Below are 19275 nucleotides of genomic sequence, written 5' to 3' on the forward strand. Positions count from 1 at the left end.
TGCCCGGGCCCCGGGTGATCTCTTTGCCTCCGTGAACTGTTCCGCCGCGCCCGCAGCTGAGATGATTCCGGCTGCGGGGTGGGACAGTTGATGCCCCGTCGGTCAGTACGACCCGCAGAACGTGGAACGCGCACGCCGGGGGTGGACGTGGAGGCGTTGAGACCTGCCGATCCGACGACGATCGGCGGCCGCTACCGGCTGCTGGCCCGGCTCGGCAGCGGTGGGATGGGGGTCGACCGCTGTTGCCGTTTCCATCGGCAAGTCTCAGCGATTCGGACATTTCGGCCGCTTGTCAGTGCTGTCCGGTACGGTCCGGGGAGTTGTCGGTCTGGCTCGGGTTGGGGGTGTCTTGTGCGGGGGTTCGAGGCGCGTCCCGGTTTCGTGGTCCAGGCGTACCGTTTCGCGCTGGATCCGAACTCCGGGCAGGAGGCGGCTCTTCGGTCGCACTGCGGTGCGGCGCGGGCGGCGTACAACTGGGCGGTCTCATGGGTCGGGGCGGCGTGGTGGCAGCGCAGGGCCGAGGAGTCCTACGGAGTGCCCGAGGCCGGGTTGACGCCGTGGCGGCCGTGGTCGCTGCCCGCGTTGCGCAAGGAGTTCAACCAGGCCAAGAAGGCTGACCCGCGTTTCGCCGGCTGGTGGGAGGAGAACTCCAAGGAGGCTTACAACACCGGTCTGGCGAACGCCGCTGCCGCGTTCGACAACTACGCCAAGTCCAAGCGCGGCCAACGCAAGGGCAAACGCGTGGGGATGCCGCGCCGCAAGTCCAAGCACACGTCCCGGCTGGCGTGCCGGTTTACCACCGGCACCATCCGCGTCGAGGCGGACCGCCGCCATGTGACGCTGCCCCGGCTCGGGGCGATCCGCACCCACGAAAACACCCGCAAGCTGGAACGCCGCATCTCCAACGAGACGGCTCGCATCCTCTCGGCGACGGTGCGCCATGAGCGTGGGCGGTGGTTCGTCTCGTTCCAGGTCGAGGTCAGGAGGACCGAACGCGCCGCCGCGCGGCCGGAGATGGCGGTGGGCGTGGACCTGGGCGTGAAGTGTCTGGCGGTGATGGCGGACAGTACCGGCGCGGTCCGGTACGAGCCCAACCCCCGGCACCTCGACAGCGCTCTCACACGGCTTCGCCGGGCCTCGCGCCGCGTCTGCCGCCGCCAGGGGCCGCAGCGGAAGAAGGGCGTCGAACCGTCGAAGCGGTGGCTGAAGGCGAACGCCGAGCGGAACCGTATCCACCATCGGGTGGCCAACCTGCGTGCCGATGCCCTGCACAAGTTCACCACCGGCATCACGGGTGAGTACGGCACCGTCGTGGTCGAGGACCTCAACGTCGCCGGGATGCTCCGCAACCGCCGGCTGGCCCGGAAGATCGCTGACGCCGGGTTCGGCGAGATCCGCCGACAGATCACCTACAAGACCGACTGGGCCGGTGGCCGCGTGATCGTCGCGGGCCGCTGGTACCCGTCCAGCAAGACCTGCTCGACGTGCAAGGCAGTGAAAGCGAAGCTGCCGCTGCACGTTCGAGTGTTCACCTGCGACGCGTGCGGCCTGGTCATCGGCCGGGACGAGAACGCGGCCCGCAACCTCGCCGACCTCGCGTCGGCCGATATCACGGGTACCGGAGTGGCCGGAGACCCGGACGCGCAAGCGTCGAAACCGCGTGGAGCCGACCGGAAGACCCGCACCACCTGCACCCGCCGCACGGCGAGCGCGGGGCGGGCAGGTGGCGCAGTACCGCAGCAGCGGAAGGAAACGCGAGACCGTACTCAGGACACCGAAGCGCAACTCGCGCTCCGGTGACACCGTGACGGACCTTCCGGGCCGTAGTGCCCGGATTGCTGATATCCGACTACGGAATCAGCAACGGAGCGAGCAGCGGTACCTGGTCGTCCAGTGATCGGCCGGCCGCGACGGCGCGGCCCGGTGGTCGCGACGGAGAACCGACCGGGTGTTCGGGGCGTCCGTTGAGGCGTGATCAGTGCGGTGCTCGGCGGGATGCCGAACTTCTGGCCCGGGCTGCTGCTCTCGCTTGTGCCGGCGGCCCTGCTGAACCGGCCGGTGGGGCGGCTGCTGCGGGCCCACTGGGTGGTGGGCTTCCTGCTGCTGCTCGGGCTCGGCGGGGTGGTCGTGGCGACGCTGCTGCCGGAGGCGTTCCGGCCGTCGGTGGTCCGGCACGCTGCGGAGGCCGCCCGGCACTGCGCGGTGGCGGGCGCCCGGCCGCGCTCGCCGTACGAACTGCTGCATGTGCGGCACATCGAGCTCAAGCTGGCGACCTACGCCCCGGTGGGCTTCGCGGCCGCCCTGGCCGGGACGCGGCGGCGGGCGGCGGTGGCACTGCTGGGCACGGCGGTGCTGCCGTTCGCGGTGTCGGCGCTGCAGTACGCGGTGCCCGCGCTCGGGCGGGCCTGCGATGTGCAGGACGTCTGGGACGGTGTGCAGGGGGTCGTGCTGGGGGCGGCGCTGGGCCTGGTGGTGGGGCCGGTGGCCCGGGCGGTGACCAGGGCCCGGGCGGCCTGACTGCCGGCCCGACTACCGGTCGAGCAGGGGGAACAGGCGCGTCACGGCGGCGACCGGACGGGCCCCGGGCGGCCGCGCTCCCGGGTCGGTGTCCCGGTCGCGGTAGCGGGCGAGCAACTGCCGCACGGCGTCCGCGACGGCGGTCAGCTCCTCGGGGGTGAGGTGGACGACGGCGCTGAACGCCTCGTCCTGCTGCCACTCGGCCGGCGCTTCGGCCCGCCGGGCGAGCCAGCGCCGGTGACTCTCGTCCTCCAGGCGGCGGGCCAGCTCGCCGAACTCGTCATCGGCCGTGGGCGGTTGGTCCTGGGGCAGTCGCCACGGCCGGGCCCGGCCGTCGGCGGCCGGGGCCTCCTCGATCAGCCCGTACCGGGCGAGTTGCCGCAGGTGGAACGAGCACAGGCCAGAGCTGTACCCCAGCTGGGCGGCCGCCTCGGTGGAGGTGAGGGTGCCGCGTTCGGCCAGCAGCTCCAGCAGGGCGGTGCGGACGGCGTGCTCGGGGAGGGCCCTGGTTCTGACGATGTCTTCGGTCACTTTGCAAAGTCTGCTACTTTGCAAAGTCGACAGCAAGTCCATCGAGATCGAGGGGGAGCGACAGTGTCCGAGTCGCGCGAACGTCCGACCGTCCTGCGGATCACCGAGGTGGGGGAGGAGATCCTCCGCCGCACCTGCCGTACGGCGACCGAGGAGGACTTCGGCAGCGAGCGCCTGGCCCGGCTGATCGACGACATGTTCGCCACCATGTACGTCGCCGACGGCTGCGGACTCGCCGCCAACCAGGTGGACGTGGACCTGCGCCTGTTCGTCTACGACTGCCCCGACGACGACGGCGTCCGGCACGTCGGGCACGTGCTCAATCCGGTGGTCGAGGAGCAGGAGCCCGGCCGCCCCCTGATCGAGGACATCGAGGGCTGCCTGTCCGTACCCGGCGCCAACACCCGACTCGCCCGCCCGGCCCACGCCGTGGTGCACGGTGTCGACCAGCACGGCGCGCCCGTGACGATCGAGGGCACCGGCTACTTCGCCCGCTGCCTCCAGCACGAGACCGACCACCTGAACGGGGGCCTCTACATCGACCGGCTCTCCGCCCGGGACCGCAAGCGGATGATGAAGCAGACCGCCGACCGGCGGGAGAAGGTCTTCGCCGAGCGTGCCGCCAAGGCGGTCGAGGTCGGCGGGGTCGCCGGGGTGACGCGGTGACCGAGCCCGCCCACCTCGCCGCCGTCCGGGAGTCCTACGACACCGTCGCCGCCGAGTACCTCCGCCTCGTCGTCCCGCCGGAGGGCATGGACCCGTTGTCCCGGGCGATGCTCGCCGCCTTCGCCGAACTGGTCCGGGAATCGGGCGGCGGCGAGGTCGCCGACCTCGGCTGCGGGCCCGGGCGGGTGACGGCGTACCTGAACGGTCTGGGACTGTCGGTCTCCGGCATCGACGTGTCCGGCGAGATGATCGCCCTCGCCCGCCGCGCGCACCCCCAACTCCGCTTCCAGCAGCGCACGATGGCCGACCTCGACCTCCCCGACGGCGCCCTCGGCGGCATCCTGGCCTGGTACTCGGTGCACCACACCCCGGGTGATCAACTGCCCGCGCTGTTCGCCGAGTTCCGCCGGGTGCTCGCCCCGGGTGGGCACCTGCTGCTGGGCGGGCACACGGGGGACGGGGAATCGCGGCCGGGCTCGGCGTACGGGCACCCGGTGTCGTACACCTCGTACCTGGTCCCGGCAGACCGCCTGGTGGAACTGCTGGCCGGGGCGGGGTTCACCGTCACCACCCGGCTGGACCAGGCCCGGCCGGAGCGTCCGGAGCGGGGGTACGTCAGCCTGCTGGCGCATGTGTGACTGGCTCCGCCGGGGGAGGCGGTTCGGCCCTGCGGTCGAGGTGGGGGCGGGGCGGTCCCGGCGAGGGTGGACGCATGTTGAAGAACATCCCGGTCGGTGACACCGAACGCCCCGCTCCCCGTTGGGCGCTGCGCCTCGCCAAGGCCCTGCCGTTCATCCTCATGCCGCACTGCCTGTGGCGGCTGCCGTTCGCCTTCGACTTCACGATGGGCATGGTCGATCCTGGCCGCCCACCCATCACCTGGTGGGCCACCCCGTACGTGTTCGCCCTGAGCCTGATCACCGAGGGGCTGGCGCTGCTCACCCTGGGGCTGGTGAGCGGCTGGGGCGAGGTGTTCCCGCGCTGGGTGCCGTTCCTGCGGGGGCGCCGGGTGCCGCCGCTCGGGCCGCTGGTCGCGACGGTGCTGGGCGGGCTGGTGCTGTTCGGACTGTTCGGGCTCCAGCCGCTCGCCTGGTTCGGCGTGCTCGACGAGGTCGGGTTCAGCAACGGGTGGTGGGAGGCCCTCTACCGGGTCTGCGTCAGCCCGGCCATGCTCTGGGGCCCGATCACCATCGCCCTCGGCATCGCGTACTACCGGCGCCGCACCGCCTGAACCCTGATTGGCGCAGGAAGTCGGACCGGCCGACTTCCTGCGCCGCCGCGTTTCAGTGCGTGCGGTAGTACTCGCCGACCGCGGCGAAGGCCTCCTTCGGGTCCCAGGGGAGGCCGGGGAACGTGCTGCCCGGGCGGCCCTCGTGGACCTTGACGATGCCGTAGCTGGCCAGGTCGAGGTCCTCGCGCGGGTCGGCGCCCGAGGTGCTGCACCCGCGGGTGGCGACGGTGGCGGTGGTGTTGTTGCGCAACGAGTTCGTCGTCCGGGGCGTGCCGACCGCGCCCGACGACGTCCTGGTGGAGATCGTTGACGAGGTGTACCTGCCGCTGGTCCGGCGCCGGGGCTCTAACTGACCCGGTTGCCCTCGGTCAGGGTGGCGGCGAGGCGCTCGGCGACGGTCGCGTCCAGCGGGGCGTGGCCGAGCAGGAAGCGGTACCAGAACAGCCCGTAGACCTGGTCCACGATCAGGTCCAGGTCGGCGTCGCCGGCCAGTTCGCCGCGCTCGCGGCCCCGGGCGAGGAGTTCGTGCAGCGCGGTCCGCCGGGTGGCGGTGAAGGTCTGCATCAGTTCGGCCAGGTGCGGGTCGCGGGCGGCCTCGCGGACGACGGTGCGCAGCGCGGAGGCGGTGGTGCTGCGCTGGGCGGCGTCGAAGGTGGTCTCGATGAAGGCGTGCAGATCGGTGCGCAGGGTGCCGGTGTCCGGTTGGTCGGAGACGTCCTGGTCGGCGCGGTCGGTGAGGGCGTCCAGCAGGACCGCGCCCTTGGAGGGCCACCAGCGGTAGACGGTCTGTTTGCCGACGCCGGCCGTGCGGGCGATGGCGTCGATGGTGACGGGTGTGCCGTCGGAATCGGCGAGCAGGTGCAGTGCCGCGTCCAGGATCGCCCGGTGGGCCGCCTCGTTGCGGCGGCGGCCGGTGTGCGGCCGGGTGGAGGGGGCCTGTTCGGCCCGCGGGTCGGTCTCGCTCATCGTGGTCCCTTTCTTCCTGCCCCTGCTTGACGAGACTAACAGTCTCGGCAACCATCATTACCGGAACACGCGGTCTCGACAAGCTGGCGAACAAGCCAGTGAACAAGCCGGAAAGGCCAGGACCATGAGCACTGCATCGAACCTCTTCGCCGGACAGCGCATCGTCGTGATGGGCGGCAGCTCGGGCATCGGCGAGGCGACCGCCACCGCCTTCGCGGCGGACGGCGCCGAGGTCGTGATCACCGGCCGCGACCGCGAGAAGCTGGACGCCGCCGTCGCCCGGATCGGCGGCAAGACCAGCGGCGCCCGGCTGGACGCGACCGACCCGGCCGCCCTGGCCGACTTCTTCACCGAGGCCGGCGCCGTCGACCACCTGGTCGTCGCGGTCAGCGGCGCGGCCGGCGGCGGCCCGTTCGCCGAGCTCGACCTCGCCGACCTCGCGCACGGCTTCGACGCCAAGTTCTGGCCGCAGGTCCGCGTCCTGCAGGCGGCCCTGCCGCACCTGCGCAAGGACGGCTCGGTCACCCTGATCACCGCCGCCTCGGCCCGCGCCGCCATCCCCGGCACCGCCGGACTGGCCGCCATCAACGGCGCCCTGGAGGCGATGGTCCCGCCGCTGGCCGTCGAACTCGCCCCGCTGCGGGTCAACGCCGTCTCGCCCGGCGTCATCGACACCCCGTGGTGGGACCGCGTCCCCTCCGAGCAGCGCACCGCCCTCTTCGACGGCCTGGCCGCCACCACCCCGGTCGGCCGGGTCGGCCGCCCCGAGGACGTCGCCCGGGCGATCCACATGTTCGCCGCCAACACCTTCGTCACCGGCGTGGTGCTCGACTGCACCGGCGGCGCCAACCTCCCCACCGGCCGCTGACCACAGCATGACGAACGGCCCGGCCCGGGATTCCTCCCGGTCCGGGCCGTCGTGGTGAACCCGTCATTCTCCGCCCGTCACCACTCCGCCACCCGGTAGTCCTTGAGGAACACCCCCGACACCGGGTGCCCGGCCTCGCCGCGGACGATCGGGTCGTACACCCGGGCGGCGCCGTCCACGATGTCCAGCGGGGTGCGGAAGCCCCGGGCGGCGATCCGGGTCTTCTTGGGCGCCGGGTTCTCGTCGGTGATCCAGCCGGTGTCGACGGCGCACATGTGCACGCCCTGCGGGGCGAGTTCGGCCGCGCTGGTGCGGGTGAGCATGTTGAGCGCGGCCTTGGCCATGTTGGTGTGGGGGTGGCGCGCGGTCTTGTTGCGGACGGCGAACCGGCCCTCCACGGCGGTGACGTTGACGATGTAGCGGGCGGGGTGCGGGGAGGCGAGCAGCAGCGGCAGCAGCCGGTCGCAGAGCAGTGCCGGGGCGAGGGCGTTGACCAGCTGGGTCTCCAGCACCTCGGCCGGGTCGAGTGAACCGAGCGTGGCGGACCAGGAGTTGGCGGGCGCGAGGTCGGGCAGCAGCCCGGCCTCGTCGGTGAGGTCCAGCAGGGAGCCCGCGCCCGAGGACAGTTGGGCCCTGTCGGTGAGCGGCCGGAAGCCGGGCGCCCGGGTGATGGCCCGGCGGTCGGCGGACGGCAGGGCCGTGGACTCCCCGGCGGCCAGCAGGGCGTAGGACTCCGGCGGGCGGCGCAGCGTCTGTGCGGCGTTGTTGACCAGGATGTCCAGCGGTCGGCCGTCGGTGCGCAACTGCTCGGTCAGGCCGAGGACTTGGCGCGGGTCGCGGAGGTCGATGCCGACCACGGTCAGCCGCTCCCACCACTGGTCGCTGCCCTCGGCGGCGCGGAAGCGGCGCACGGTGTCCTGGGGGAAGCGGCTGGTGACGGTCAGCTCGGCGCCGTCCCGCAGCAGCATCAGCGCGAGCTGGAAGCCGATCTTCACCCGCCCGCCGGTGAGCAGCGCGCGGCGCCCGCGCAGGTCGGTGCTGAGGCCGCGGCGGGCGGTGTTGTCGGCCGCGCAGTCCGGGCAGAGCATGTGGTAGAAGCCGTCGACCTGGCGGTACGGCTGCTTGCAGACGTAGCACCTGCGCGGCATCCGCAACTCGCCGACCGGTCCGCCGGCCGGGGCGAGCGGTGCGTCCTCGCGGCGGTGCCGGGCGCCGGTCGCGGTGGTGGCGAGCAGCTCGGCGTCGGCCTGCCGGAGCGTCTCCTTGGCCTCCTGGCGGCGGCGCTTGCGGCTCTCCATCACGAAGGAGCTGAGCTGTCGCTCGGCGTGCAGCCGGGTGCGGTCGTGGGAGGGAAGTGCGCGCAGTCGGCCGAGGGTGCGGCTGAACGCGGCGAGTTCCTCGGGGCTGAGGCAGACGCCGGGACCGGCCTCACATGCGGCGTCGCCGGTCGGAAAGGTCGTGCTGAGCTGGTTGTGGTCGTCCCGGACCGTCATGTCCGCCCCTTCGTGCCGTACAGGTGGGACGGACTGTAGTTGACGGCCCGGCATGATGAGATGCCAATTTCGGCGGAGGGTCAGCCGCAGTCGGCCGTGGTCGAGCCGACCCGGCGGCCGTCGAGCTCGTGGTCGCCGAAACCGGCGACGATCTGCTCGTTCCCGGCGACGTGGGGCTGGTCGTTCAGCCGGAGGGCGCAGCCGAAGGCGTCCGGGAGCGGGTTGTGGACGGAGCGCGGGGAGATCGACGGCAGGCGAGGGCGGCGCGGAGCAGACGGTGGCGCACGGGGACTCCTGATCGGTGCGTGAGGTCGGTTACCGTCCCTGGTGCTTCTCCGGCACGTCCCGGCACACGCGGAGGTGCCGGCGGCCCCCCGGACCGCCGGCACCTCGGAATCGCTGGGGCTCAGCCCGCGTACTGGCTGAAGATCTTCGCGAACTCGTACGGCTGCTGCGGGATGTTGGTGCACTTGGCCAGCGAGCCGCCGGTGCAGGCGTTGGCGTCCCGGGTGGCGTCCCAGAAGGCGAGCAGGCCGAGGTGGTTCTGCTTGGCGAAGGCCACCAACTGCTGGGCGGCGGCCTGGTTGTAGATCTGGTGGTCGTCGTTCTCGCCGATCATCGGGGTGACCCCGACCATGGCCCACAGCTGGGCGTCGGTCTTCGCCGGGTAGAGCGCCTTGAGCTGGCCGAAGGTCGACTGCGCGGCCTGGACGGCGGCGTTGCCGTAGTCGGTGCCGGAGCGGTAGTAGTCCATCGCCATGACGTTGACCAGGTCGAGGTTGACCCCGGCGTCCCGGGCGGACTTGACGATGGCGACGCCGTCGCTGGTCAGGCCCTCGGGCAGGACGGGCAGGGTGAGCGAGACCTTGAGGCCGGGGTGGGCCTGCTGGAGCTTGGCGAGTGCGGCCGAGCGGCGGTCGTTGGAGGCGGTGTCGGCGATCGCCGCGCCCTCGATGTCGTAGTCGACGTAGCGCAGGCCGTAGGCGTTGACCACGGCGTCGTACTCGTTGAACAGCGAGTCCACCGAGGTGCAGGCGGCGGCGAGTTCGGTGCCGGCCGCGCCGCCGAAGGAGAGCTTGACGTCGCCGCCGGCCGCGCGCAGCGCGTCGACCTGGTCCTTGGCCCAACCGGTGCGCGGGTCATAGGCGTTGAACCAGCTGGCCTTGCAGCCGACGCCGGTGACGAAGCCCATGCTGTAGCCCTTGACGCCGCCCGCCCTGGCCATGTCGGGCATGGACGGGGTGGGCCAGGCACCCATGTCGATGTACGGGGCGACCGGGAGCGTGACGTTCGGCGGCGGGGTGCTCGGACCGCCGGTGGGTGTGCCGGTGGGCGTTCCGGTCGGGGTGCCGGTCGGCGGGGTCGACGGGCTGCCGCCGCCCGGGCCGGTGAGCGTGACGTCGTCGGCGAGGTAGGCGCCCTGCCCGTACCAGCCGTGCAGGTAGACGGTGACGCTGGTGGTGCTCGGGCCGGTGGTGAAACTGGCGGACAGCTGCTGCCAGTTGGAGCCGCCGGGGGTCCATGCGGCGGGGTCGGTGACGCCGTTGCCGGTGGCACCGAGGTATACGTACTGGCCCTGCACCCAGGCGCTGAGGTGGTACGTGGTGTTGGGCTGGACGCTCACGGTCTGGCCGCACTGCGCGGTGTCGCTCGCGTTCGCCGCCCCCTTGAGTGCGTAGGTCCCGCTGTGGGCACCGGAGTTGACGACGCTGCCGGTGCCGGCGGAACAGCTCCACGGGTCGAGGGCGCCGCTCTCGAAGCCGCCGTTGGCGAGCAGGTCGGCGTCGGCGGCGCCGGCGTTCCCGGCGAGGGTGGCGAGGCCGCCGGCGGCGAGCACGGTGATGGCGGCGAGGCTCAGTAGTTTGGTCCGGCCGGCGGGGCGGCGGTGCGTGGGGGCGTGCTGGAGCGCACTGGGCATGGGGGTGCCTCTCGGGACGTGGGGCCGCCCGCGCCGTGAAGGGGGGAGACACGGGGCGGGCGGCAGCATGGGGGCTGGTCCGGTGCGGGGAGGAGCGCGGTGCTGAGGATCAAACTGGACTAGACCAGCTGGGCACGTCAAGCACTTCCCGGCTTCCGGAAGCCGTCCGAGGGCAGGTTTAGGGCGGATTTAAGGACCGCCCTCCCGCAGGCTCCTTCAGCCGCAGCAGGACTTGCACTCCTTCACCTGGACGTTGTCCAGCACCGGTCCGAACGCGCCGCCCACCGTGCTCTCGAAGGTCAGCGTGGTGCTGGAGTTCTGCGCGACGAAGCTGAACTGCCGTCCGACGTAGCCCATCGCGGCCCTGGTCTTGCCGGTGACGTCGAAGGAGTAGTCCTGGAAGTCCTGCCCGTCGATGAGTGCCCTGCCCGTCCGGACGGCGGGCCCGCCGTCGGGGTTGCCGGCCAGCGCGTACGTCACCGAGTAGGTGGCGCCGGGGACGGTGGTGAAGGTCTGGGCGATGGTGCCCGGGGCGTTGCCGTTGAGGTCGAGCGACTGGTCGCCCTCGGCGGCCTGCCACATGCCCGCGCCGATCAGGTCGACACTGCCGTTGGTGACCTGCCACGGGCCGATGGTCTGCCCGGCGGCGAACTCGGTGAAGCCGCCCGCCGGGGCCTTGGGGGACTCGAAGCTGCCGTCGTCGAAGCGGCTGAAGGCGCGGTGGCCGGCCGCCTGGGCCGGGGCGGCGAGCGCGGTGGTGGTCAGCGCGGTGGCGGCGGCGACGGCCAGGGCGAGCGCGGCGGTGCGCGTGTGCGAGAACGACATGGGTTCCTCCCCGGGTTCCATGACTTTTCGGTCACTTCCGTGATGTCGGGCCGAGTTGATCGGCCGCGAACAGAGCGTCGGTCGTCCCGGCGAGCCGTGCCAAGGCCGGTCGGGCGGCGCCCGGTGGTGCGGGGTGCCCGGGGGTGGGCTCTCGCGCGCCGGTTTGGCGGGGGCGGGGCCGCAGGGGCCCGGCGGACCGTGCGGGGACGAACGCCCGGGGCCGACGGCCGGGTGCGGGAGCCCGGTGGTGAATCCGGAGTCGCGCGCCCCGTTCGCACCTCCATGCCAGGTTGATGACCATATGAACCGTCCGGCGATCCTCGGAGGACAAAGGCTGGAATCAGCCGAACAGCCAAGGCACTTGATCAAACGTCAGACATGATCGATCGTGGGATCGATCGATCGCAGGACCAGCCGGAAACCAGACAGGAGCACCGTCATGCGCAACGCCCCGTTCGGCAGCAGCGGCCCGGAGGTCGGCGTCATCGGCCTCGGCTGTATGGGGATGACCTTCGCCTACGACGTGCGGAACCGGGACGACGACAAGTCCATCGGGGTGATCCGCCAGGCGCTCGACCTCGGCGTCACCCTGATCGACACCGCCGACATCTACGGCCCGTTCACCAACGAGGAGGTGGTCGGCGCCGCCCTGGAGGGCCCGTACCGCGAGCGCGCCTTCCTGGCCACCAAGGTCGGCATGGTCCCGGGCTCGGTGGGCCAGAACGGGGAGCGTGACGGCAGCCCCGAGCACGTGCGCCGCTCGATCGACGACAGCCTGCGCCGACTGCGCACCGACCACCTCGATCTCTACCAGCTGCACCGGGTCGACCCGGCCGTCCCGATCGAGGAGACCTGGGGCGCGCTCGCCGAGACCGTCCAGGCGGGCAAGGTCCGGCTGATCGGGCTCTCCGAGGTGGGCGTCGAGGAGATCCGGCGGGCGCAGGCGGTGCACCCGGTGGCCTCCGTGCAGTCCGAGCTGTCGCTGTGGACGCGGGACGCGCTCGCCGAGGTGCTGCCGTACACCGAGGAGCAGGGCATCGCCTTCCTGCCGTACTCGCCGCTCGGCCGCGGCTTCCTGACCGGCGGCATCACGTCCCTCGACGAGCTGCCCGAGGACGACTTCCGCCGCCGGCTGCCGCGCTTCCAGCAGGACGCGCTGCAGGCCAACCTGGAGCTGGTCGGGCGGGTCAGGACGGTCGCCGACCGGATCGGCGCCACGCCCGCGCAGGTCGCGCTGGCCTGGACGCTGGCGCAGGGCCGGTACGTCTTCCCGATCCCGGGCACCAAGACGCCGCGCTACCTGCTGGACAACGCGGGCGCGGCCGGGATCGAGCTCTCGGCGGCCGACCTGGCCGAGCTGGACGCGCTGCCGGCCGCGGAGGGCGGGCGCTACTACTGAGCCTCAGCGCTCCTTGACCCACACCAGCTGCCGTCCGGTCTCGCCCGGCGCCCGGGCGGCGGCCTCGGCGACCCGGTCCAGCCGGTAGCCGAGCTTGCGCGGGACGGCCGCGCTGGCGCCGTTCGCCTGGTCGCAGCGGATCTCCACCCGGGCGATCCCCGGCAGTGCCAGCGCGGCCTCGGTCAGCGCCCCGGCCGCGGTGGTGGCGATGCCGCGGCCGACGTGCCGGGCGGCGACCCAGTAGCCGATCTCCAGCGCGCCCGGGCCGATCCGCCCGTGCAGGCCGAAGGCGCCGACCACCCGGCCGGGTGCGGCGTCCAGGTCGGCCAGGTACATGAAGTCCGTGCCGGCCTCCCAGGCGGCGGTGCCGGCCCGGGTCTGCTCGGCGGTCCGGGCCCGGGTGGGGGCCTCGGCCGCCCACTCCATCCAGGGCCGCAGGTGCTCCAGGTTGGCGTGGACGGCCCGGTTCAGTGCCGGTGCGTGGGAGCTGCGACGGCGGTGCAGGCGGAGGCCGCCGGGCAGCCGCAGCAGCTCGGGCGGCCGCCCGGTGGTCACCTCCGGTGCGGCCCGGGCGGGCTCGCAGGACCGCGGTTGTGCTCGGCTCATGGCCGCGATTATGTCCTTGGCCCGGACCTGCCACATCCGGGCGGGGGCGCGGCCGGAGCCCCCGGTCGGGGGTGCGGGCGGCGCGCCCCCGGCGCGTCAGAGCCGGACCATCACCTCGTCGAGCTCCTTGCGCCGCAGATCCGGCACGCGCGCCCCCTCGGCCGGGTAGCCGACCGGGATCACGTACGCCGCGCGCTCCTCGGCCGGGCGGTCGCACACCTCGTTGAGGAAGCGCATCGGGCTCGGCGTGTGGGTCAGCGTGGCCAGCCCGGCCTGGTGCAGCGAGGCCAGCAGCAGCCCGACCGCGATCCCCACCGACTCCTTGGTGTAGTACGGGCGCGGCGAGCTGGGCCCCTTGTGCACCTCGAAGACCACAATCACGGCCGGCGCGTCCTCCAGGAACGGCTTGTGCCAGTCGGTGCCGATCGGCGCCAGCGCGGCCAGCCACTCCTCGGACGCCCGGTGGTCGTAGAACTCGCGCTCCTCGGCCTCGGCCGCCTCGCGCAGCAGCCGCTTGCGCTCCGGGTCGGTGATCACCACGAACCGCCAGGGCTGGACGTGCGCGCCGCTGGGCGCGGTGCTCGCGGTGCGGACCGCCCACTCGATCACCCCGTCCGGGATCGGGCGGGTGTCGTAGTCGCGGACGGTGCGGCGCTGTGCCATCACGTCGTGGAAGGCCTTGCTGCGGTCCTCGGCCTGGTGGGCCGGCACCGTCATCGGGGTGAGCGGGACGGTCGGGTGGGACGTCCCTGCCACTGCGCTGTCAACCATGGCCGACAGCACAGCACATGACGGCCGCTCCGGGAAGAGGTAGAGACCAATTCCCGGAGCGGCCGACCGTGCCCGGGGGTTGCAGCCCACGCTGTTCGGGGGTTGCGGCCCACGCTGTTCGGGGGTTGCGGCCCCGCTGTTGGGGGGGGGTCACAGCTCGTGCACCCGCCCGTCCCGGACCTCGATCCGCCGGTTCACCGCCACGGTGTCCAGCATCCGCCGGTCGTGGGTGACCAGCAGCAGGGTGCCGGTGTACGAGCCGAGCGCCGACTCCAGCTGCTCGATCGCGGGCAGGTCCAGGTGGTTGGTGGGCTCGTCCAGCACCAGCAGGTTGACCCCGCGCCCCTGCAGCAGCGCCAGCGCGGCCCGGGTGCGCTCGCCGGGGGAGAGGGTGCCGGCCGGGCGCAGCACGTGCACCGCCTTGAGGCCGAACTTGGCCAGCAGGGTGCGCACCTCCTCCTCGGTGAACTCCGGTACGGCGGCCGCGAAGGCGTCCGCCAGCGGCTCCCCGCCCAGGAACAGACCGCGCGCCTGGTCCACCTCGCCGACCACCACGCCCGAGCCCAGCACGGCGCTGCCGCCGTCGAGTTCCAGCCGGCCGAGCAGGGCCGCCAGCAGGGTGGACTTGCCCGCCCCGTTGGCACCCGTGATGGCGACCCGGTCGGCCCAGTCGATCTGCAGGTCCACCGGGCCGAAGGCGAAGTCGCCGCGCCGGGCGACGGCCGCGCGCAGGGTGGCGACCACCGAGCCGGAGCGCGGCGCGGTGGCGATCTCCATCCGCAGCTCCCACTCCTTGCGCGGCTCCTCGACCACGTCCAGCCGCTCGATCATCCGCTGGGTCTGCCGGGCCTTGGAGGCCTGCTTCTCGGTGGACTCGGCGCGGGTGGCGCGGGCCTTCTTGTCGTTGTCGCCGCCCTTGCGCCGGGCGTTGCGGACGCCGTGCTCCATCCAGTTGCGCTGCATCTGCGCCCGGGCCTCCAGCGAGGCCTTGGTGTCGGCGTAGTCCTCGTACTCCTCGCGGGCGTGCCGGCGGGCCACCGCCCGCTCCTCCAGGTACGCCTCGTAGCCGCCGCCGTACAGGTTGACCTGCTGCTGGTGCAGGTCCAGCTCCAGCACCTTGGTCACCGTGCGGGCCAGGAACTCGCGGTCGTGGCTGATCAGCACGGTTCCGGCGCGCAGGCCCTTGACGAAGGCCTCCAGCCGCTCCAGGCCGTCCAGGTCGAGGTCGTTGGTGGGCTCGTCGAGCAGGAACACGTCGTAGCGGGAGAGCAGCAACGAGGCCAGGCCCGCGCGGGCGGCCTGGCCGCCGGACAGCGCCGTCATCGGAAGGTCGAGGGAGACCTTCAGGCCGAGCGAGTCGGCCACCTCCTCGGCCCGCTCCTCCAGGTCGGCGCCGCCGAGGTCCAGCCAGCGGTCCAGGCTCGCGGCGTACGCGTCGTCGGCGCCCGGACGGCCCTCGACCAGGCCCTCGGTGGCCTCGTCCAGCGCGGCCTGGGCGGCCGCGACGCCTGTGCGCCGGGCCAGGAAGTCGCGCACCGACTCGCCCTCCCGCCGCTCGGGCTCCTGCGGCAGGTGGCCGACGTTGGCGCTCGCCGGGCTGAGCCGCAGCGACCCGCCCTCGGGGGTGTCCAGCCCGGCCAGCAGCCGCAGCAGGGTCGACTTGCCGGCGCCGTTCACGCCGACCAGGCCGATCACGTCGCCCGGGGCGACGACCAGGTCCAGGCCGGAGAAGAGGGTGCGTTCGCCGTGGCCGGCGCTGAGGTCCTTGACTACGAGTGTGGCGCTCATGATGGGCCGATTGTAGGAGGAGCGGGCCCCGAGCCGGAAAAGCCCGGACCGCGGAACGGTCCGGACCCGGGAAAGCCCCGGGGGCCACGGCTGTGACAGCCGTGGCCCCCGGATCAGTGGATCACTGCCTAGCGGGTCACTTGGCCTTCTTGGAGAAGTAGTCGAACATGTGCGCCGCGACGTCCTCCAGGTAGGGGCCGGCCTCGTAGGTGTTGGCGCCGTTGCCGACGGAGGTGTCGCTGACCAGGGCCGGCTTGCCGTCCTTGGTGGCGTACCAGCCGCCGCCGCTGCTGCCGCCGGTCATGTTGCAGCCGATCATCAGCATCGCCGGGCGGTCCGGGACGCCGGGCTTCGCGGTCGGCTTGCCGCCGTCGCAGTGCTCCAGCTCGACGCCGTCGAAGGGCTTGCCCTCCGGGAAGCCGTAGTTGGAGACGGAGGCGAACTGGTCACGCGGGGCGTTGAACCACAGCGGCACCGAGCCGCCGACGGTCTCCTCCAGCGACTTGCCGTTCGGGTCGGGGTTGGCGACCTTGATGATGCCGAAGTCGTACTGGCTCCAGGGGCCGCCCTTCTCCGGGTCGGCCTCCTGCGTCCACTGCGGGGAGACCATGCCGGCGGTCGCGCCCCACTCGCCGTACGGCTCGGCGTCCTCCAGCTTGGACTTCTGCTTGTTGCCGTTGCTCAGCACGCCGTTGCTGTTGAAGGCCGGGGCGAAGGTGATGTCGGTGTAGTACTTGTTGCCCTTGCCGCCGTGCAGGCAGTGGCTCGCGGTCCACACCAGGTTGCTCTTGCCCGGGTTGGCCGGGTCGGAGACGACGGTGCCGGAGCACACGTAGTCGTCGTTGCCGTCCTTGAAGAAGATCTTGCCGTTGACGTGCATGTTCTTCGGGAACGGGTGCGCCACCGGCTTCGCCGCGACGGTCGCGGGCAGCTGGTCCGGCCCGGTCGGCGGCTGCGCGGCGGTGGGCTGGGCCGGGGCCGCGCTGGTCGGCTGGGCGGTCGGCTGGGCCGGGTCCTGCGCCGGGGACTGCGGCAGCGGCTTCGGCTTGGCGTTCAGCAGCTTCTGCAGGGTCCAGTAGCCCTTGACCGCCGGGGTGATCACGTTGGCCTGGGCCCACTTGTCCCAGTCCTCGAGCTTCCAGGTCTTCAGCTCCTGGACCGTCGGCAGCTTGATCGGTGCGGCGCCCGGCTTCCCGGAGGCGGAGGCGGCGACCGTCGGAGCCGCGCTCTGGGCTCCGGCCGGGTCACTGTTGTCCGGCCCGCAACCGGTGGCGACCACCATGGTCAGCGCGGCGACGGAAGCACCGATGACGGCACGGCTGGGCCGGGATATGCGTGACATGAGTTCAAATCCCCCTGTTGACTACCGCCATACGCCCCATTCCTCGGGTACGGCCCCCGGGGCCGCAGGTATGGCAGGTGAGGAGTCTGCCATGCGGATAAGGAACTCCTTACATCCGCCCCCGGCCGGGACGAGGCTGTCACCGGATCGGCACGGGATCGGCACCGGGCCTTTGCCGGGAGCGGATGAACGGGGCCTTTGCCGGGGGCGGATGGACGGGGCAGGACGGCTGCGCCGGATAAATCGGTTGCACCCGATCGTCGGCGTGCCTAACGTGGTCCACGTCATCCGCCAGACAAGGAGAAGGCCGTTGCTCTACTGAGGTCCCGGGACACCGCCCCCGCCACGCAGGCCCTGTCGCCGTGTGGTGTGCGAGTGTGCGACCTCAGTCACGGCCCCGTGGCGCCTCTCTAGCGCCGCCCTGTCCTTCGGCCGTTCCGGTTCCGCACCCGCGGTGTCTCCCCGTGTTGCTCTTCACCCCTTCAGCAACCACCCGGGAGGCCTTGCATGGCACAACCCACCACCGCCGTCCTCTGCACCGACCTCGCGTTCGAGTGGCCCGACGGCAAACCCGTCCTGGACGGCTTCCACCTCGCCGTCGGCCCCGGCCGCACCGGACTGATCGGCCTCAACGGCGCCGGAAAGTCCACCCTGCTGCGGCTGATCGCCGGCGAACTCACGCCCACCGGCGGCACCGTCCGGATCGCGGGCGAACTCGGCTACCTTCCCCAGGGCCTGACGCTCGACACCGGCCTGCGGGTCGACGAGGCGCTCGGCATCCGGGCGGCGCGCGAGGCCCTGCACGCCATCGAGTCCGGCGACACCGACCAGCGGCACTTCGACGCCGTCGGCGACGACTGGGACGTCGAGGAGCGCGCCCGCGCCACCCTCGACCGGCTCGGCCTGCACCGCCTCGGCCTCGACCGCACCACCGGCGAACTCTCCGGCGGTGAGGCGGTGTTGCTGCGGCTGGCCGCCCTGCTGCTGCGCCGCCCCGACGTGCTGCTGCTCGACGAGCCCACCAACAACCTCGACCGGGCCGCCCGGGAACGGCTCTACGAGACGGTGGCCGGCTGGCACGGCGTCATGGTAATCGTCAGCCACGATCGCGAGCTACTGCGGCACGTCGACCAGATCGCCGACCTCCGGGACGGCGAAGTCACCTGGTACGGCGGCAACTTCGAGGAGTACGAGCGCACCCTCGCGGCCCAGCAGGAGACGGCCGAGCGGCTGCTGCGCAACGCCGAGGCCGACGTCCAGCGCCAGAAACGGGACTTGGTCGAGGCCCGCAGCAGGCTGGAGCGCAGCGCCAGCTACGGCCGGAAGCGCTCGGTCACCCGCAACGATCCGCACATCTTCGCCGGGATGCTCAAACGCAAGGGCCAGGAGACGGCGGGCCGGCTCACCGGCATGCACACCGAGCGCCTGGAGGAGGCCAAGGCGCGGCTCACGGCCGCCGAGGAGGCGGTGCGCGACGACGCCGAGATCCGGGTCGACCTGCCGCGCACGGCCGTGCCGGCCGGGCGCGGGGTGCTCACCCTGCAGAAGGTCCGGCTGCCCGACGGCGCCACCGTCGACCTCGATCTGCGCGGCCCCGAGCGGATCGCCCTGGTCGGGCGCAACGGCTCCGGCAAGACCACGCTGCTGAGCACCATCGCGGGCGAGCTCGCCCCGCTGGACGGCATGGTCACCACCCAGGTGCCACTGCGCCACCTGCCGCAGCGGCTCGACCTGCTGGACGACAAGCTGACGGTCGCGGAGAACGTCAAGCTGTTCGCCCCGGGCGCCGGGGACAACGCCGTCCGCGCCCGGCTGGCCCGCTTCCTGTTCCGCGGCGGCCGGGCCGACCAGCCGGCCGGCACCCTGTCCGGCGGCGAGCGCTTCCGGGCGACGCTGGCCGCCCTGCTGCTGGCCGACCCGCCGCCGCAGCTGCTGCTGCTCGACGAACCGACCAACAACCTGGACCTCGCCAGCGTCGGCCAGCTCACCCAGGCGCTGGCCGCCTACCGGGGCGCGCTGATCGTGGTCAGCCACGACCTGCCGTTCCTGCGCGGCCTGGGGCTGACCAGGTGGCTGGAGCTGGACGGCGGACTGAGGGCGGTGGATCCGATGTAGCGGCTACTGCTGCCGGTCCTGGTCACCGTGCTCGCCCTGGACGCCCTGCTCGCCCTGGACACCCTGGTCGCTCTGGTCACCCTGTGCGTCCCGGGCGTCCTCGGCGAGCACCCGGCGGGGGGGGGGGGGGGGGGGGGGGGGGGGGGCCCGCCGCGGCGGGGGCGGGGCGGGGCGGGGGGGGGGGGGGCCCCCCCCCCCCCCCCCCCCGCCGCCGCAGGAAAACCGCCTAAAGGACGCCG

At 72.7% G+C, this 19275-nt stretch carries 18 protein-coding genes; 8 read left to right on the forward strand and 10 right to left on the reverse strand.

The genetic code is table 11. The features are described 5' to 3' along the window. Positions 1-381 precede the first annotated feature (381 nt). Both tnpB and ACIG5E_RS07355 read left to right on the forward strand, forming a co-directional pair. Entirely contained in the window at positions 382-1800 is a 1419-nt protein-coding gene (tnpB, locus tag ACIG5E_RS07350; protein ID WP_396532171.1) for an IS607 family element RNA-guided endonuclease TnpB, read from the forward strand. Positions 1801-1971: 171 nt separating this feature from the next. Further along, positions 1972-2517 (forward strand): hypothetical protein, encoded by a 546-nt coding sequence (locus tag ACIG5E_RS07355; protein WP_396532172.1) that lies wholly within the window; start codon positions 1972-1974, stop codon positions 2515-2517. Between the two features lie 12 nt (positions 2518-2529). Here the strand turns inward: ACIG5E_RS07355 and ACIG5E_RS07360 are convergent, their stop codons facing one another. Then, the gene (locus ACIG5E_RS07360; RefSeq protein WP_396532173.1) at positions 2530-3048 is read right to left on the reverse strand and encodes a helix-turn-helix domain-containing protein; all 519 of its coding nucleotides are present in this window, start codon (positions 3046-3048) and stop codon (positions 2530-2532) included. Between the two features lie 63 nt (positions 3049-3111). Between ACIG5E_RS07360 and def the strand changes: the two genes are divergently transcribed. The 3 genes from def (at position 3112) to ACIG5E_RS07375 (ending at position 4945) form a co-directional block, all read left to right on the forward strand. Then, complete coding sequence (def, locus tag ACIG5E_RS07365; RefSeq protein WP_396532174.1) at positions 3112-3714, forward strand: peptide deformylase; 603 nt, start codon at positions 3112-3114, stop codon at positions 3712-3714. Continuing rightward, entirely contained in the window at positions 3711-4352 is a 642-nt protein-coding gene (locus tag ACIG5E_RS07370) for a class I SAM-dependent DNA methyltransferase (protein WP_396532175.1), read from the forward strand. The genes def and ACIG5E_RS07370 overlap by 4 nt, the downstream gene beginning before the upstream one ends. 74 nt (positions 4353-4426) lie before the next feature. Next, positions 4427-4945: a hypothetical protein gene (locus ACIG5E_RS07375; RefSeq protein ID WP_396532176.1), complete on the forward strand. Its 519-nt coding sequence runs from the start codon at positions 4427-4429 to the stop codon at positions 4943-4945. A gap of 52 nt (positions 4946-4997) precedes the next feature. Here ACIG5E_RS07375 and ACIG5E_RS07380 read toward each other — a convergent pair whose 3' ends face one another. Both ACIG5E_RS07380 and ACIG5E_RS07385 read right to left on the reverse strand, forming a co-directional pair. Next, positions 4998-5195: a hypothetical protein gene (locus tag ACIG5E_RS07380; RefSeq protein ID WP_396532177.1), complete on the reverse strand. Its 198-nt coding sequence runs from the start codon at positions 5193-5195 to the stop codon at positions 4998-5000. A 95-nt stretch (positions 5196-5290) separates the two neighbouring features. Beyond that, positions 5291-5911 carry a TetR/AcrR family transcriptional regulator gene (locus ACIG5E_RS07385; protein WP_396532178.1) on the reverse strand — a complete coding sequence of 207 codons (621 nt, stop codon included), beginning with the start codon at positions 5909-5911 and terminating at the stop codon, positions 5291-5293. 124 nt (positions 5912-6035) lie between these two features. Between ACIG5E_RS07385 and ACIG5E_RS07390 the strand changes: the two genes are divergently transcribed. Then, positions 6036-6779, forward strand: a complete 744-nt coding sequence (locus tag ACIG5E_RS07390) for an SDR family oxidoreductase (RefSeq protein WP_396532179.1) — start codon at positions 6036-6038, stop codon at positions 6777-6779. 77 nt (positions 6780-6856) lie between these two features. On the opposite strand, the gene ACIG5E_RS07395 is transcribed toward ACIG5E_RS07390, so the two are convergent. The 3 genes from ACIG5E_RS07395 to ACIG5E_RS07405 all read right to left on the reverse strand — a co-directional run bounded on the left by ACIG5E_RS07395 (position 6857) and on the right by ACIG5E_RS07405 (position 11015). Further along, complete coding sequence (locus ACIG5E_RS07395) at positions 6857-8272, reverse strand: SDR family oxidoreductase (protein ID WP_396532180.1); 1416 nt, start codon at positions 8270-8272, stop codon at positions 6857-6859. A 406-nt stretch (positions 8273-8678) separates the two neighbouring features. Continuing rightward, positions 8679-10190, reverse strand: coding sequence for a carbohydrate binding domain-containing protein (locus ACIG5E_RS07400; RefSeq protein WP_396532182.1), 1512 nt, complete (start codon positions 10188-10190; stop codon positions 8679-8681). 216 nt (positions 10191-10406) lie between these two features. Continuing rightward, positions 10407-11015, reverse strand: coding sequence for a choice-of-anchor C family protein (locus ACIG5E_RS07405; protein WP_396532183.1), 609 nt, complete (start codon positions 11013-11015; stop codon positions 10407-10409). Between the two features lie 439 nt (positions 11016-11454). Between ACIG5E_RS07405 and ACIG5E_RS07410 the strand changes: the two genes are divergently transcribed. Next, complete coding sequence (locus ACIG5E_RS07410) at positions 11455-12414, forward strand: aldo/keto reductase (protein ID WP_396532184.1); 960 nt, start codon at positions 11455-11457, stop codon at positions 12412-12414. A 3-nt stretch (positions 12415-12417) separates the two neighbouring features. Here ACIG5E_RS07410 and ACIG5E_RS07415 read toward each other — a convergent pair whose 3' ends face one another. The 4 genes from ACIG5E_RS07415 to ACIG5E_RS07430 all read right to left on the reverse strand — a co-directional run bounded on the left by ACIG5E_RS07415 (position 12418) and on the right by ACIG5E_RS07430 (position 16921). Beyond that, entirely contained in the window at positions 12418-13020 is a 603-nt protein-coding gene (locus ACIG5E_RS07415; RefSeq protein ID WP_396532185.1) for a GNAT family N-acetyltransferase, read from the reverse strand. 96 nt (positions 13021-13116) lie between these two features. Further along, the gene (locus tag ACIG5E_RS07420) at positions 13117-13791 is read right to left on the reverse strand and encodes a nitroreductase family protein (RefSeq protein ID WP_396532186.1); all 675 of its coding nucleotides are present in this window, start codon (positions 13789-13791) and stop codon (positions 13117-13119) included. Positions 13792-13941: 150 nt separating this feature from the next. Next, complete coding sequence (locus ACIG5E_RS07425) at positions 13942-15579, reverse strand: ABC-F family ATP-binding cassette domain-containing protein (protein WP_396532187.1); 1638 nt, start codon at positions 15577-15579, stop codon at positions 13942-13944. A 136-nt stretch (positions 15580-15715) separates the two neighbouring features. After that, on the reverse strand, positions 15716-16921 hold the full coding sequence (locus ACIG5E_RS07430; protein WP_396532188.1) for a trypsin-like serine peptidase: 1206 nt from the start codon (positions 16919-16921) through the stop codon (positions 15716-15718). Between the two features lie 507 nt (positions 16922-17428). Here ACIG5E_RS07430 and ACIG5E_RS07435 point away from each other — a divergent pair. Then, positions 17429-19036, forward strand: coding sequence for an ABC-F family ATP-binding cassette domain-containing protein (locus tag ACIG5E_RS07435; RefSeq protein ID WP_396532189.1), 1608 nt, complete (start codon positions 17429-17431; stop codon positions 19034-19036). Positions 19037-19275: the final 239 nt, after the last annotated feature.

The organism is Kitasatospora sp. NPDC053057 (genome assembly GCF_044546945.1).
Taxonomy (GTDB): Bacteria; Actinomycetota; Actinomycetes; order Streptomycetales; family Streptomycetaceae; genus Kitasatospora.